The sequence below is a fragment of the Actinomadura syzygii genome (assembly GCF_008085905.1).
In the GTDB taxonomy this organism is placed as follows: domain Bacteria; phylum Actinomycetota; class Actinomycetes; order Streptosporangiales; family Streptosporangiaceae; genus Spirillospora; species Spirillospora syzygii.
In genome coordinates this window covers 559,500-576,182 of record NZ_VSFF01000006.1, presented here as the reverse complement: position 1 = coordinate 576,182, position 16,683 = coordinate 559,500, and the positions used below count along the sequence as shown (strand labels likewise).

General features: G+C 63.3%; 8 protein-coding genes. 6 read left to right on the top strand and 2 right to left on the bottom strand.

What is annotated here, in order from left to right:
* Window positions 1-95: 95 nt before the first annotated feature.
* A complete protein-coding gene (locus tag FXF65_RS17875; protein ID WP_246198869.1) occupies window positions 96-1,823 on the bottom strand; it encodes a DUF6119 family protein in 1,728 nt (575 codons plus the stop codon).
* Between the two features lie 317 nt (window positions 1,824-2,140).
* On the opposite strand from FXF65_RS17875, the gene FXF65_RS17870 reads away from it, so the two are divergent.
* From FXF65_RS17870 to FXF65_RS17850, 5 genes are all read left to right on the top strand, one after another.
* The gene (locus tag FXF65_RS17870) at window positions 2,141-3,907 is read left to right on the top strand and encodes an N-6 DNA methylase (protein ID WP_148351075.1); all 1,767 of its coding nucleotides are present in this window, start codon (window positions 2,141-2,143) and stop codon (window positions 3,905-3,907) included.
* A 23-nt stretch (window positions 3,908-3,930) separates the two neighbouring features.
* On the top strand, window positions 3,931-5,877 hold the full coding sequence (locus FXF65_RS17865; RefSeq protein ID WP_148351074.1) for a type I restriction-modification system subunit M: 1,947 nt from the start codon (window positions 3,931-3,933) through the stop codon (window positions 5,875-5,877).
* 140 nt (window positions 5,878-6,017) lie between these two features.
* Window positions 6,018-7,142, top strand: coding sequence for a restriction endonuclease subunit S (locus FXF65_RS17860; RefSeq protein WP_222868618.1), 1,125 nt, complete (start codon window positions 6,018-6,020; stop codon window positions 7,140-7,142).
* On the top strand, window positions 7,139-10,282 hold the full coding sequence (locus tag FXF65_RS17855) for a type I restriction endonuclease subunit R (RefSeq protein ID WP_148351072.1): 3,144 nt from the start codon (window positions 7,139-7,141) through the stop codon (window positions 10,280-10,282). The genes FXF65_RS17860 and FXF65_RS17855 overlap by 4 nt, the downstream gene beginning before the upstream one ends.
* A gap of 110 nt (window positions 10,283-10,392) precedes the next feature.
* On the top strand, window positions 10,393-11,970 hold the full coding sequence (locus FXF65_RS17850; protein WP_281288916.1) for a protein kinase domain-containing protein: 1,578 nt from the start codon (window positions 10,393-10,395) through the stop codon (window positions 11,968-11,970).
* A 1,097-nt stretch (window positions 11,971-13,067) separates the two neighbouring features.
* Here the strand turns inward: FXF65_RS17850 and FXF65_RS17840 are convergent.
* Complete coding sequence (locus FXF65_RS17840; protein WP_148351070.1) at window positions 13,068-13,457, bottom strand: hypothetical protein; 390 nt, start codon at window positions 13,455-13,457, stop codon at window positions 13,068-13,070.
* Between the two features lie 1,741 nt (window positions 13,458-15,198).
* On the opposite strand from FXF65_RS17840, the gene FXF65_RS17835 reads away from it, so the two are divergent.
* Window positions 15,199-16,668: a hypothetical protein gene (locus FXF65_RS17835; protein ID WP_187412360.1), complete on the top strand. Its 1,470-nt coding sequence runs from the start codon at window positions 15,199-15,201 to the stop codon at window positions 16,666-16,668.
* Window positions 16,669-16,683 lie beyond the last annotated feature (15 nt).

Below are 16,683 nucleotides of genomic sequence, written 5' to 3'. Positions count from 1 at the left end.
CGCCCGCGCCAGCAGAATCACTCTCATCGTCGCCCACCGTTCCTCAACGCTCCGCACCGCCAATGAAGTTGTCCTCCTTCAGACGGCAGTAGGTGTCAGAGCATCCCGGTCGTCGCGGTCCGAGAGATGGAAACAACCTCTACGTGCGCGCCCATCCCCTCCAGCGCGGTTGCCGTGTTCAGCAGCGAGACCTTGGCGAAGGCGAACAGGGACTCCGAGGTCACCGGCACCCCGCCCTTGAGCAGGATGGCGTACACGACGGTCGGTGAGCTGAACGACGTGTCCAGATTGTGTTCGGGTGCAAGTTTGTCGAGCTTGGCGAGGAACTTCTTGCGGGCTTCGAGGTCGTAGCGCAACGTCTCGATGGCGACGCGCCCCTGCGCGAAGAGATGGTTCAGCGGTGCGGTGCTCTTGTCGGCCTTCTTGACGCAGATGAATTGGCCGCCCGGACCGAGGACGTCGCTGAGTTCGAGGCCGCCGCCGCGCAGGCGCTTGGTGCGCACGGTGTTCTTGTCGAGCAGCACGTACCCGTCCTGGGCGGCGATCTGCGCGTTGTACCAGCCTTCGTCGTGGTCCTCCTCGTCGTGTTCTGTGCCTTTGGTCCAGGGCGGCATCGTGACGGTGGTCGGGCGAGCCAGGAGCTCAGCGACTCTGCGGTCGATGACGGTGAGGTATTCGGCACCGATCTCGTACCACCGTCCCTGCCAGTAGAAGTAGTGGACGACTCCGCCAGGTACTTCAGCGGTGAACCAGTGGTCGGCAGGGACCTTGCCGCTGATCGGCTCGGCATCGTCGGTGTCGGCGAACATCTGAACGCGGCCCTTACGTAGAGCCACCAGGCGACTCCCTTGGGGTCGATGCTGGACTGCCGCGACGAGTTGGTCGATATCGAGCTCGGAGTAGGACTGCGTGTGGCCCGCGAGCGCTACTTTGAAGGACTCGGCGAATTCAAACCTGTCCCGGCACACGCTTGGCACCGCCAACGCCATGCGGTTCGCTCCACCTTCGCCGAGCATGATGTCCAGGCGCTCATCAAGGAGTCGCACCTGCTCGGACTTCGGGTTGAGCGGCCGGACCTGGGCGATGAACTCAAACTCGGGCAGCGGGTTGGGGCGGGCACAGACTTCCTCGATCTGCTGGAGGTCGTGCAGCAGGGCGGCGGGGGCGCCGCCGAGGTGCAGCTTGATCGAACGGTCGTTGCCGGTGACGTGCGCAGGCCGGGTGTCGTCCCGGGTGAAGGTGAGTGGGACGCCGACGATCTGCCCGGAGATCTGGCTGACGATCTCTCCGAACTGCTCGATGCCGAAGCCGCGGATGTTCTCCCCGCTAATGGCGGAGTTCTCGTCGGTGCGGCCGCGCGCGTCCATGATCTGGCGGCGGACCTTGGTGATGCGGTCCTCGTTCAGGCAGCGGACGGCGAACTCGATGCCGAAGCCGGGATCGATCCGAATTGGATCGATCATCAGGTGGCCCATGCCGTAGGTTAGGCCGTAGATCGCCTTCTCGGTGCGGACTAGGAGGAGGGCAAGAGCCGTCCGATTCTCCTCGGCGACGGACCCTCCGGTCAGGAAACTGAGCAGTTCGCACCAGTCGGCCGGGCCAGGCGCGATTGTGCCGGAGACGAGCAGGCCGGAGATGCCGTTGTGGTCGACCTCGCGAGCCTCGAAGCCGTCGCGCTTCAGATAGCGCGGCAGGACAAAAGAGCGCAGGTCCTCCTCCTCGGTCGGTCCGGTGCCGCGCAGCCGGTAGAGCGAGGTCTTGCGTGTGGCCAGCGGGTTCATGACCAGGGCAGCGGTTGGAGTGCGGGGATTCTCGTTGGTCACTTCGGTCCTTGTAGAGGCGGAGGGCCGGGCGGCCCTGGGTTCGACGGGGAGGCGGGTTCGGCCCTTGCCCGGGATCAGCGCGGCTCCGTACTCCGTGGCAGCAGTCGGCAGTGGATGTTCACATCCATGGCTCACCGGTGGCCTCGACCGCGGTCCAAGAGGGACCATGGCACTCAGCGCGCGTGTAATCCATGACTCACGGTGATTGAGTGGGTGATTCCCGCGTTGGCCACTGACTGTATCGAGCTTTGTGAACATAGGCAACGACGTTCACATGTGCTTGCAGGGTGGACAGACGGCGCGGTACGGTTCCCTGCGTGAATCCCGATGAGCACGACGAACTGACGGCAGCCGCGATCGCGCGGCTGGCCGGCGTCGGTCGTGCGGCCGTAGCCAACTGGCGCCGCCGCTACCCGGAGTTTCCAAAGCCGATCGGCGGCACCCCGCACAGCCCTACGTTCTCCCGCGCTGAAGTGGAGGCGTGGCTGAAGGAGACCGGCAAGGGTGACCAACTAGCGACGGCCGGCCGTACGGACACCGGCACGCAGCGAGTTGAGGACGACTCGTCGTCCGGGGAGGACCTCCGTGACGAGTGGACGCGGCGTGCCCTGGATCTGACACCGGAGCGCGGCATTGCCGACCTGCTTCCCGCCCAGTTGCTGGCTAGGGTGATGGTGTCGCTGCTGCCGCCGTCTACGGCCGCCGCGCGGCTGCCGGATGCCGACACGGTTGACGTACCTGCAGTGCTCGATCCGGCGTGCTTCAACGCCACGTTGCTGATGGCCGTCGCCGACCGCTTTGGCGACGGCGTCACGCTCGTCGGACAGGAGATTCAGGAGTCAGCCGCCGCGGTCGCCGCGTTCAACCTGCGCAGCAACTACGACGTGACCTACGAGATCCATACCGGCGACTCCCTCCTGGACGACCGTCTCGACGCATACCTGGGCGCGGCCTCGGCCGTCGTCTGCGAGCCGCCCTTCGACAAGCCGCAGTGGCCGTCGGCCGAACTGGCCACCGACCCGCGCTGGCAGTTCGGTATCCCGGCCCCCCGCGACGGCGAGCTTGCCTGGGTCCAGCACTGTTACGCGCATCTGCGACTGCACGGCGTGGCGGTCGTCGCCGTAACGCCACGCACGTGCGTCCAGCCGTCTGGGCAGTCCGTCCGTTCGGCGCTAGTGCGCTCCGGTGTGCTGCGTGACGTGATTGCGTTGCCCAAAGGGATGGGGTCGGTGCCCGACACCAACCTCCATCTCTGGATTATGCAACGGCCCCAAAGCGCCCCCGACCATCGGGCGGTGTGGATGGTCGACCTGTCGGGACTGGGCGACGCGGCCGATGTCCCGCACGAGTTCGCCGCCTGGCAGCGGCTATTCGACGACGCTGACCCGACGATCTTTCGGGCCGTTCCGCGGTTGGAGCTCCTCGACGGAGACGCCGACCTGCGACCGTCCCGCCATGTCACCGCGAACGTCCGGGCGAGTGCCGACGATTTCGCTCGCGTCACCGACCGGCTGGCAAACCTTTACGCCTACGTCGGACGGGGCTTGCCGCGCTTCGCCGCTCCATCGGGGCCGACCCGCCACTCGTACGTGACCTTCGGTGAGCTAGAGCGCGCCGGTGCGCTGGTGATTCGCTCCCGTGAAGACACCCCGCGGGCGGGTGACCTGCTGGTGCGTACGCTCGGCCGAGTCCCGGTCGTCGCGACCGGTACCGCCGACGACGACACGGGTATCGCGCAATTGGTCGAAATCGACTCCGCCCGCTTGGATGCGCACTTCCTGGCGGCCTTCCTGGGAACGGACGCCAACGCACTGCCCGTCGCCAACACCCTCGGTGCCCTCAACCGAGAGGATCTGCGCCGCTGCCGTGTTCCCCGGCTCCCGCTGGCCGAACAGCGACGCTACGGCGATGCGTTCCGCCACCTGCAGGAAGTGGAGGACGCGCTCACGAAACTGGGGAAGGTGAGCGGGCACGTGATCGACCAGACCGTCAACGGGCTGACAACTGGCGTTTTGGCACCGGACTTCACCGTGATGAACAAGACTGATGTCGCTGATGCGGCCGACGAGGAGACGACAGAGTGAGCTCAGGACCCACCCACGCCAGGATGGCCAGCGACATCTGGTCGGTCGCCGACCTGCTGCGTGGCGACTACAAACGCCACGAATACGGTCAGGTGATCTTGCCGCTCACGCTGCTGCGCCGACTCGACGCAGTGATGGCGCCGACGCGGGCGACGGTGCGCGACCGCAACGCCTCACTCGACATCCAGAACAAGGACCGGCTGCTGGAGATCGCGGCGAAGCTGCCCTTCTACAACGTCTCCGAGCAAGACTTCACCACGATCGCCGGCGACGCTCCGAACGTCGCCAAGAATCTCCGTGACTACATCAACGGATTCTCCCCGAACGTCCGGCAGATCCTTGCCCGCTTCGACCTGGACAATCAAATCACTCGGCTAGCGGGCGCGAAAATCCTCTACCAAGTCGTCGGCCGATTCGCCGCCATGCGCGATCTCGACAAGCTCACAAACCACGATATGGGCTACGTCTTCGAGCATCTGATCCGCAAGTTCGCCGAAGACTCCAACGAGACCGCCGGTGAGCACTTCACCCCGCGCGAAGTCATCAAGCTGATGGTCAACCTGCTGATCGCCCCGGACGCCGATACAGTGGCTGGCGAGGGCCAGGTCATCAACATCCTCGACCCGGCCTGCGGCACCGGTGGCATGCTGACCGCGGCCGAAGACCACATCAAGTCGATCAACCCGAAGGCTGAGGTCTATGTCTTCGGCCAGGAGATTAACGCCGAGTCGTGGGCGATCTGCCAGTCGGACATGCTGATGCGCAACCAGCGCGGCCACATCTACTTCGGCAACTGCTTCAGCGACGACGGCTACCCGGATAAGACCTTCGACTACATGCTGGTTAACCCGCCCTTCGGCGTAGAGTGGAAGAAGGTCAGGGACGCGGTGGAGGGCGAGGCTGAGCTCGGTCACGCCGGCCGTTTCGGAGCTGGTACGCCGCGTATCAACGACGGGTCGCTACTGTTCCTGCAGCACATCCTCGACAAGATGGAGTCGGTCGAGGGCAAGGGCGCCCGGCTGGCGATCGTCTTCAACGGTTCCCCGCTGTTCACTGGCGCGGCCGAGTCCGGCGAGTCCAAGATCCGTCACTGGATTCTTGAGAATGACTGGTTGGAGGGCATTGTCGCTCTGCCTGACCAGCTGTTCTACAACACCGGCATCTCCACTTACTTCTGGATCCTCTCCAACCGCAAGGCCGCCGAACTACGCCAAAAAGTGATCCTGCTCGACGCCCGCGACCAATGGGAGAAGATGCGCAAGTCCCTCGGCGACAAGCGCAAGCAGATCAGCAGCGACCAGATCGAGCACATCACTAAGCTGTACGTGGACGCGCTGAAGATCGCGGCCGACCCCGGGCGCCCGGACCACAGCAAAGTAAAGATCTTCGGCACCCGCGACTTCGGCTACCACCGCATCACCGTCGAACGCCCACTCAAGCTTCGCTTCGAAATCACCGAGGATGCACTGGCCGCACTGGAGAATTCGAAGGCACTTGCTAAGTGGGGTGAACAAGAGGCACTGATCACGGCGCTGCGACCGCTGCTCGGCTCGGTGTGGTGGACCAAGAAGGAAGCAGCCGACGCCCTGCACGCGGCCGTTGTGGCAGGCGGCGGACTATGGCCGGGCACGGCGGCTCCGCTCAAGGCATTCTGGAACGCGGTGTCAGTGTCCGACGCCCAAGGCGAGTTGCAGAAAGCCAAGGACGGGACGGTGTTGCCAGACCCAGGCTTGCGCGACTTCGAAAACGTCCCCCTAGTCGAGGACATCGACGCCTACTTCGCCCGCGAGGTCACCCCGCACTTCCCAGACGCGTGGATCGACTATGATAAGACAAAGGTTGGCTACGAGATTCCGTTCACACGCCATTTCTACGCATATACGCCGCCGCGTCCACTGGCGGAGATCGACGCGGAACTCCGCGATCTGGAGACCCAGATCCGGAAGCTCCTTGGCGAGGTGACGACATGAGTGCACCTTCCATGTGGAGGCGAACTCGGGTCGATCGGGTAGCGACCGTTAACGCGCGGATCGGCTGGAAAGCGCTAACAGCTAGCGAATATCAGCCTGAAGGCTACGCGTTCCTCGCGACGCCCAACATCAAGTTGGAAGTGATCGACTTCGAGAATGTTAACTATATTAGTAGATATAGATACGATGAGTCGCCAGAGCTGAAGCTGCAAGTCAACGATGTGCTCCTAGCGAAGGACGGCAACACGCTTGGGATCACCAACATAATTCGCCAACTCCCAAAGCCGGCCACGGTGAATGGATCGATCGCAGTCCTTCGAGCGTTTGATATTGAGCCGCGATTTCTGCGCTACTGTCTTGCGAGCAGCTCGACGCAAGACCTAATCAATGCAATTAAAGATGGGATGGGAGTTCCCCACCTTTTTCAATGGGACATTAAGCGGCTACCGATCACTATACCGCCCCTCGACGAGCAGCGCCGCATCGCCGACTTCCTCGATGTCGAGACAGCTCAGATCGATGAACTAGTCTCACTTAGGAATAAGCAGGTAAATGCGCTCTCTGAGGCTCTGCTGAGCGAGGCTACACGGTGTACCGGGCGCCACCGGCTGTCCCTAGAAGAGCAACAAATGGAGTGGCGGAGAGTGCAACTCCGCCGTGTCGTAGACGCGGTTCGGACCGGAATGACTCCATCAGAGTTTCTCCAGGTGAACGCCAATTATGATCACATTCCCTGGTATACGCCCGCAGCCCTCGATAATGCCCTCAACCTCGGCAAAGCCGACAAGGGTGTACACGTGGCTGACGTGCGTCACGTCCCACGATTTCCAGCTGGAAGCATCTTGATTGTGGGAATCGGTGAGTCTCTTGGAAAGGTTGCCGCTCTCGACCATGAGGCCACCGGAAACCAGCAGCTGACAGCCATCACCACATCTAATGCAGTAGATCGCAGGTTTCTTCTATGGCAGCTTTTCGCGGCACATGAAGAACTTCGAAACTGGGCACAGTATTCCCGAGTTAGGATTCTAAACAATGATGTATTGAAATCCTTCACGATCTCAATTCCGGCTGTCGCTCAGCAGCTGGTATTGCGGAAAGAGCTTGACTGTCGCCTAGCTGAATTTAGGGCATTTCGTGTAGCTGCAGAAAGGTTTTCACGCCTCGCTTCCGAAAGACGGGGGTCTTTGATCACTGCCGCTGTCACTGGGCAGATCGATGTCACGAGCGCACGTCGCCTATCCTCGTCAGGAGGTGCGACCTCATGACCCCCCAATTCCTCAGCGAACTAGCCTTCGAGGCCCGCGTTGAGTCCGATCTGGTTGAGCGTGGCTGGTCGTGTGCGGCCAACACGTTCAATGTCGAGCTGGGCATCGACACCGGTGAGATGTACCGGTTCATCGGCGCAACACAGATGGAGCGCTGGGAAAAACTCATCGAGCTGTACGGCAGTTTTCAAGCGACCGCGCAGCGGCAGTTCGCGCAGCGTGTCGCCGCTGAAATCGACGCGCGTGGTGTGCTGGACGTGCTGCGCCGAGGCGTGCGCGACCGAGGCGTGCATATTGACCTGGCCTACTTCCGTCCTGGCCACACTCTGGCCGTCGATGCCCTCGCCGAATACCGCGAGAATGTGCTGACGGTCGCGCGCCAGCTGCACTACAGCACGCGCCACCCGCACCGGTCTCTAGACATGACGCTTTTCGTCAACGGACTGCCCGTCGCCACAGTCGAGCTGAAGAACCCGAACACTGGGCAAAACGCCGATCATGCCATTGCGCAGTACCGGTTCGACCGCGACCCGAATGACGTGTTTTTCGCAAAGCGGACGCTGGTGCACTTCGCCGTCGACCCCGACCGTGCCTTCGTTGCCACACGGCTCTGCGGTGCTGATACCGAGTTCCTGCCGTTCAACGTCGGCTCCAACGGGCCCGGGAGGTCTGGCGAGGCCGGTAACCCGCCCGCCGCCCAAGGCTCCTACAGCGTCGCCTACCTGTGGGAGGAGATCTGGCAACCCGACAACTGGCTGGAGATCCTGCACCGGTTTGTCCACGTCAAGGCGCCCGACAAGAAGGGCATGAAGGAGAATCCGCACACGTCGCCGCGCATCTTTCCGCGCTATCATCAGTGGGACGCGGTACAGAAGATGATCGCCCACGCGCAGACGCACGGAGCCGGGCGCAACTACCTAGTCCAGCACTCGGCAGGATCGGGCAAGTCGAACACCATCGCCTGGCTGTCGCATCGCCTCTCGAACCTTTTCGATGCCGACAACCAGCAGATCTTCCACAAGATCATCGTGATCAGCGACCGGCGCGTACTCGACCGCCAGCTGCAGAGAACCATCTTCCAGTTCGACCACACGCCCGGCGTCGTCAAGAAGATCGACGAGGACTCCAGGCAGCTTGCCGAGGCACTCGACGACGCCACCTCGAAGATCATCATCAGCACGCTCCAGCTGTATCCCTACGTGCTTGAGAAGGTCGCCGACATGGGGCTGGCCGGCAAGCGGTATGCGGTCATCATCGACGAGGCGCACTCCTCGCAGGGCGGTGAGTCGGCGACACGGCTCAAACAGATACTCGGCGTGAATGCGATACCGCGCGAAGAGGGTGAGGACGACGCGGAATACATGACGCGGGTGCGTGGTCGTCAGCCGAACCTGTCGTACTTCGCGTTCACCGCCACGCCAAAGTCGTCGACGCTAAAGCTGTTCGGCCGCTTCAACCCAGACAAGCTGAACCCGCGCACCGGCGAGCGCGGCATGTATGAGCCATTCCACATCTACTCGATGCGGCAGGCGATCGATGAAGGTTACATCCTCGATGTGCTGGCCAACTACATCACCTATGACACCAAGTGGCGGCTGCGTAACGCCGCCGTCGAGCAGGCCGAATCGCGCATCGCTAACCCGGAGGTCGACGCTGGCAAGGCCAAGAAGGAACTGGTCCGCCTCGCCAAGCTGCACCCCACATCGCTGGAACAGCGGGCGAGACTGATCGTCGACGACTTCCGGGAAAACATCGCCGAACGGCTCGGCGGCCGCGCCAAGGCCATGGTCGTCACCGGCAGCCGGCTGCACGCGCTCGACCTGTACCAGGCGATCCGCCGTTATGTCGACGACCGCGGTTACACCGACTGCGGGACGCTCATCGCGTTCTCCGGCACGCTGAAGGACGACGCTGACCTGGAGTTCACCGAAGCCCAGCTCAACGGTTTTCCGGAGAGGCAGCTGCCGGACCGGTTCAGCTACACCAAGGCCGACGATCCACAGGCGGAGGCGCGCGACCAGGACCAGTACCGGCTGCTGGTCGTCGCAGAGAAGTACCAGACCGGTTTCGACGAGCCGCTGCTGTGCGGCATGTACGTCGACAAACCGCTGACCGGCGTTGCGGCGGTGCAAACCCTGTCGCGGCTCAACCGCATTCATCCGCTGAAGACGCAGGACGACGTCCGCATCCTCGACTTCGCCAACCAGGCCGCCGACATCCAGGCCGCGTTCGCGGACTGGTTCGAGACAACGATCACCGAGCCGGGAGACCCGAACCTCCTCTACACCAAGCAGCGCGAGGTGATGGACTACGGGCTCCTGGTCGCCTCAGAGATGGAGGCGTTTATCCGGATCCTGGCCGAGGCAGGGCCAGAGCGGATGCCCGATGCCGCCGAACGCAGGCTCCACGCCCACCTGCACGAATACCTCAAGCCAGCGCTTGACCGCTTCGCCGCACTCGAAACCGATGACGAGCGTGAGGGTTTTCGGAGCGCGCTGCAGGGTTACGTGCGCGCCTACAGCCTCATCGCTCAGATCGTCGACTGGGGAGACCGGGATCTCGAACGCCTCTACCAGTACGGGAGGATTCTGCTGATCCGTCTGCCGGGCCAGCCTTCGGCGTCCATTGACATCGGGGACGCGGATCTGAGCCACTTTCGACTGGAGTTCACCGGGCGGCACAACGTGTCCCTGTCGCCCGGCGGTGACCGCGCTGTGCGGGGCCACGCCGCGGATGGTGCCGGCCCCCGAGAGCCGGAGGTGAAACCGCTATCGGAAGTAATCGAGGAACTCAACGAACGGTTTGGGCTGGACCTGGGCTCGTCCGACCAGATCCTGGTTTACCAGCAGGTCGCCAATCTGGTTGAGGACACGACCATGCAGCAAATCGCGTTGATGAACGACGAGGCCCGCTTCGGGCAGGTCGCCGACGACAGGCTCGACGACATCGTCGCCGAGAACGCCGAGCGCAACACTGATTTCATGAAGCTGTACTTCGATAACGGTGAGTTCCAGAGGGCGATCAAGGAGGCGGCGCGCAAGCGCGCATACAAGATCATCACAGAGCCTGCCAGGGACGAGGCGCTAGCGCGGTTGCGTGCGGAGATGCGTCGGGAATCAGGCGGCCGGGCCGGACTGTAGTCGCGTGGTCTGGTGGTTCGCGGTAGGGGCCTGTTAACTATTTCATCTGCGGATAGAGGTGGTGGGCCTTGGAGGATAGGGCAGGGCAGCCGGAGCCGGACGAGAGACCGGTGTTGGCGGGGCGCTATCGCATTGACGGGTCGCTCGGCCGCGGCGGCATGAGTGAGGTCTTCTACGGCTACGACGAGCGGCTGGACCGGCGCATTGCGATCAAGCTTCTGCGGCCGTCGTCGGCGAGGGCGGTCCCGGCCGCGCCGGACAGTCCCGAGGCGGCGGAGATCCTCGACGCTCTGGAGCGCGATCGCAAGCGGTTCCTGCGTGAAATCCGTACTACCGCTCAGCTAGAGCATCCTGGCACGCCAGCGGTTTACGACACGGGCGTCGACACGGCCTCCGACGGCAGCACGCAACTCTGGCTCGTCATGCAGCTGCTACGCGGCTCGACGCTGGAATCGATGCTCGACCGCATGGATTTCACCACTACACCGCCGAGCGTGGCGTGGGCAGCGTCAATCGCTGCGCAGATCGCGGCGGTCCTCACCGACGTACACCGGGTCGACATCGTCCACCGCGACATCAAGCCCGCCAACGTGATGATCGTCGACGGCGGCCTAGCGAAGGTGCTGGACTTCGGCATCGCGATCCTCCGCGGCGCGGGGGCACTACCGCGGCTTACACAAGTCGACCGGACCGTCGGCACACCGCCCTACATGTCACCAGAGCAGTGCCTTGGGCAGGCGGTGACCCCCGCATCGGACATCTACTCGCTCGGCTGCCTGCTGTGTGAACTTCTGACCGGTGATGTGCCGTTCCACGGAACGACCGACATGCCATTGCGCGCCCACCACCTTCAGACGCCCGCGCCATCGGTGAGGGCACGACGCCAGCACGTACCAACGGCACTCGACGCACTCGTCTCGTCGATGCTGGTGAAGCACCCGCCTGCGCGACCGTCGGCAGAGGCCGTCTACGACGCACTCCTGCCGTTCGTGATGGCGCCAGGTGAGTCATCGGGAGGCGATGAGAACCGCGACCCGACACGCCCCTTCCGCCGACCGCTACTGGCCCCGGCCAAACGGCGCGGACAGAGCATCAGCCGTGGCGAACTTACCGAGGCCGAAGCCGAAGAGTTGAAGGCCAACGTCCAGGTACTCCTCGACAACGACCGGCCATCGGAGGCGATCAGACTCCTGGGGGACGGCGTCGCACGTTCTGGCCATGACCCCTTCCTCGAACTGCGCCTGCGTCATTTCCTAGCAGCAGCGTTGTTCTACGCTGGCGAATACACTCGTGCCGCGTCGCTGTTCGAAGTCGTTGGCCGTGACTACGGCAGGCATTTACCCCCAACCGACTCGTACGTACTCGACTGTGCCTACCACGCAGGCCACGCCTATGCCGAGATCGGCAAGCCAGACAAGGCACTACCACAGCTGCGGTTCTACGTGCACAACGCCGCCACCTCCGCGAACGACGACACGGCAGAACAGATCCGCGAGTCACGCTTCGTCATTGCCCAGATGCTCGCGAGCTCCGGACAGCCCGACGAAGCACTGAGAGAGCTCAAGTCTATCCGCCCCCTTCTGGTCGATACTTTCGGCACTAGCTCAATGCAGGTACGAAATCTCGACAAACAGATCGACCGGTTGAGGTCCGCCTGGGAAAGCGACTCTTCCCCGTCTCTTCCGTGAACCCAGAGTCACATCTACATTGGCTGGTCTCCTCGCTGCAGTAGCACGACGCCGTTCCCAGGGGAACCGAAGATAATAACGTCGGCGCCATAGCGATCTGAGAGGTCGCACATGGGCTACCTGTGTCGATCCATAGGAGTTCTGAGGACTCTCGTAGTCCTTTGCGTTCGGCTTCGACGTCCTCAGAGAAACTCCTGAAAGATGCTTGTTTCCAGGCCCACGACATCAGGGACGGCACATGCCGATCGAATCTTCGGCCTCACGCCTCTTCAACGCTTCCGCAGCAAGGGTGACGCAATCGGTAGTCCGCGGGCACAGCGGGCTTCATCTCAGATGGGGATGAGCCGGGAGATGCGGATATCCAGCGACGGGCGTGGCAATGAGTGGTGGCCCACCGCCCACCTGCGGGGACCTGTCGCCGGGGAAAGCGATCGGTAGCCAGTTCGGGCGCAACGAGCGATGGGGGAGGCTTGTCAAGCGGGCTGGACGCGCTGGGCGGCTCGATGTCGTCGCATCGTAGCGGCTGCGCGCTGCATGACCCTTGTCACTCGTCGCCGTAGTTGGGGGCACCAGCGGTAGTAGCTGGTATCGCGGTTGCTGCTCGGTGCGGGCTGATTCGGTGGCCTCTTGGTGTAGATCGGTCAGTGAGGCACTGCGGGCCGCATCGAGGTCGAGCAAGCGTGCGAGGGCATCGATGATGTCGGACCGCCCCGCGTGCGGGACCCCGGAGAGGACCACGTGACCGTTGGGACGGAGATCCAGCTGCTTCCAGCCACGGAAGCCTGAGATCTGCAAGGGGAGCGACGCGTACGGTGTCCATCATCTCGGAGAGGCTTGGTTCAACATGGTGATTGGCACGTTGTTCCGGGCTGCGGTTGGCGAATGACGTTCGGACCAACGCGAACGCCTCGCGGGTGGCGTCGTCGAGGCCAGCTATGAGGGAGTGGTCTTATGCCTTAGGGAGCGAAGCAATCGTACGGCATCCATGAGGGCTTGCTGCTGGATATACAGATCGCGCATGAGATCTGACTCGTCCAAGTCGTCATCCCCCAACAGGGAAATCACAGGAACCCATTCGCCGCCACCTGTTGCATATTTCATATAGGAGTGACCGACCGTGATCCGTGCATAACCGCGCGATTACGTAGTCGGATTGCCTCCCGTATGAGTTCGAGACTGCTCGTCCATTTAGTTACTTCAGCCGGTGACAGCTTTGTCTTCACGATATTTAGCAACTGGCCTGCGGTCTGTTTGTTGGCGCATATCTTCGATTCGAGGTTTCGGACGATTAGGCCTAGTACAGCCTCCAGTTCAGCGCACTGGGTCATGATGAGCCCACGCATCCTGTTCATCTTTGTTGCGAAGCCGTAGTCATCGCCGATCGGCTCGTCGATCGACTCTTCGGGGAAGAGCCTCTCCCACACCCTCTCCCAGGAGACCGACCTCTCCCCAAAAATAAGATCCTCTGGAATGATCCGCGTGTCCATGGCGCCTGATTATTCATCAATATCTGATCGCATGCCACTACTTATCAGTAGCCCACAGCTACTACTGCTCTCCAGTCGAAGCCTTCTCCTGTTCAAGGGCTTCGGTGATGGTGGTGAACTTGGTCAGGGGTGCGGACTGGTTTTGACGATCTCACGGGCGATGATTGTCGCGGTGATCCGCGACGGGCAGACCGGAGACCATGACGGCGGGACCGCGGGCTGGGCGACATCGTCACCATTCCACCTGTATGGGACGCACGCGACGGGGGCGCTCTCCAAGCGCGGCTTGTGTTCAGCCACCTCACCGAAACCGGAGCTAGCTGGCCGGATGGACTGCGACACTGTCATCTGGCGCATCGGGTTCCGTCCCGCCCTGCGCCACCTGGCTCCGCTCCGTCTGCGCGACCGGACGGACGCATCCCACTCACGGGCACTCAGACCGCAGCCGAACTCCGGCTCCATCTGGTCAGCCACGGCGACTGGACCGGGCCCGCCTCGGCCACCTTCGTCGGCGCCGGCGTTAACGCTTTCCTGCACCAGTTGGTGCGGCTAGGCCAGCAGCCGGTCACGCCCATCGGGTCATGGTGGCAGGATCACGATGAAGCCGAGTGGGTTCGATGAAGTTAATGCACCCGGCTCTTGCGGGATCGCGTTCCTGAGACCCTGCGCCTTCGAACATTTGTCGGACCTGCTGGGGCGTTCGGTCTGCTGTGTGGTCGGGCTCAGGCTGGTCTCGTGCACAGGTCTGGTGGATAGGGCTGGCGCCATCGATAACCGTCTGGGGGGACGAGTTCTCTGAGGTGATCGCCGGTGTGGGGCACCATGCTCTTGAAGCAGCGGGCTGGCGCCGCGCGCGGGTTGGTGCGCGCCAGGTATTCAAGTGCGTCGCGTCCGGTGAGGTTGGCGTATCCGCGCTGGCCGCGCCCGTGGAACACGTAGGCAGCTCTGCCCCCTCGGCCATGAAGCCCTCCTTCGCGCCCGGCATAGGACCAGCTTCCGTGCAGTCTGCCCGATCCCACCGACATCGAGTGCTGACAGCGAAGGTGAGCACCAGCCTCGGCCAGGCCCGGGGCGAGTGGGGCTTGAGCGACGTCGGCGCGGTCTTGGCCAATGCAGCACTTGCCCGCTTCGAAGAAGCGCGCGATCTGATCGGGACTGCGCAGGTGATAGGAACTGGCGGAGTTGGCGTTGTAGGTCTTGGGCCGTGTTGTTCAGCATTGGATCGCTCCTACCCCGACTCCTCCGCCTCCCCGACGGCCACCCCGGCGGGCCCGTCCGTACCAGCGCGCCGCTCTTCCTCGCCGAGCGGCGCCCGGTCCCTGCCCGGCGCCCCGGACCCGAGCACATCTGCCCTCACACCGGCCGGCCCCGCCCGGGATACGACCGCGTCCGCGTCCTCATGTACACCCACCTCGGCCTGGACCCACCATCCCCGCCACTCCGCCGCCACCCCCCTGGACGAACAGAAGGTCCCGCTCCAGCTCATCATGACCAAGACCCGCCACCGCAACCCGCGCACCGCCATGCGCTACACCTCGCCCCGGCAGCGAGGCCGTCGCCGAGATCACCAGCATCCTCGCCCCGCCCCGCCGCACCTACTGACCAGCGCTGTCCCGCAATGGATCTTCTAATAGAAGTTCGCACGACCAGGCTGGCCACCGGCAGGCGGGTCAAGTTCCCCAATCTGCTGATGCCATAGGCGAAGATGCGAAATCCTTGCTTTCGAGGTGGGGAGGATGGGTTGGGCAAACGCGAGCGTCGGCGAAAGCGGGAGCGAGCACGGGCGGCCAAAGAGCGCCGGGCCGCATCGGCACCCAAGATCGCCGAGTTTCCGGTTCATGCACCTCGTATCCGCGTGGTGCTGACAGCCGGGCAGCCCCAAGAAGTCCAGGACCTGGCTCTGCTGTACTGGGAATTCACAGAAGCCGGCAAGTGGGCGCGCACGGTCGAAAGTATCGGCGATCCCCAGTGGGTCGTTGCGACAGTGACATCGGCGTCCCATGCCACGTTGCTGAATTCCCTATGCACGCAGTGCGAGGAACCGATCCGCGTCCCCAACCGATCATGGGCTGCCAGGGTCGCCGGCTCCCGACTCGACCGCCCCAACAGCACCTACACCTGCCCCGACTGCTCCGCCGTCCGCGAGCAGGAACAACAGCAGGAGCGTAAGCGCCGGGCGGAGGCCGCCCGCGCCGAGCAAGAACGCCAACGCGAACAAGCCGAGGAACGCGCCCGCAAGATCTCCAAGGCCTTCGACGATGAAGAGGTCAAGGACGGAACCGACCGTGCGCTCCCTCCTCCCTCCTCTCCCGGATTCGCCCTCTACATCGCCCTGGCCAACCATGCCGCGTATCGACCGAACAAACCGCTTCCCAGCATGGACGACCTGCGGCCCCTCGGTTGGACCGGTGATGCGGACAGCGATGTTACGGCTCTGCGTGACCTATACCACGGCGGCCTGATCGCCCTCTCCCGCAAGTCTCCCGAAGACTGCCTGGAGATCTCCGACGAGGACGACAGCGTCAGTTTCTTCGTCTCTCCCGCCAGGTGGCGTTTGACCGGGGAGGCCGCAACCAGGGCGTCAACAGTGCGAGAAATCACTCAGTACCTCATGACCGGGGGCGGTCAGGCCGCACACGAAGCCCGCCGCATCCTTGCCGACCGCATCGAACACATGGAGATCATCGATGTGATGGCCTATCTCGACGAGCTCCTGGAGGACAGGTACGGCTACCCGGCCGTCCCGGAGACGCGTCGACAAGAACTCGCCGAGAATATCGCACTGGGCTTCATATCGGGCTACACCCCTGGACAGATGATCTGTTTCGCCTGGCGCGCTGCCGACACCGCAGCGGGCTGGAAAGAACGCAATGCCCTCATGGGGCCACCCGAGGCGTCCTCGGCTGCCGTCACCATCCTCCGCGGCAAGATCGAAAAAGCAGTCGAGGTACGTCACGCCATCCCCGAGTACGACTCACCGCGCTGGCATCAGCAGCCGGTTGCGCTCTTGACCCTCCGCAAACTCAACGCTGATGTGAAACGCGTGTTTGACCGCTCGGTGATCGATGCCTGCCCCGACTGCGACCATCAGGGATGGCGCGATGCCGATGCCGAGACCCTGACTCGATGCGTCCACTTGCCCGCCTCCACAAGCGGCGAGCCAACGGTCACCTCTGATGTCGACGACACCCCGGTGCCCCCAGACTTCTAGTCAACCCACTGTTCG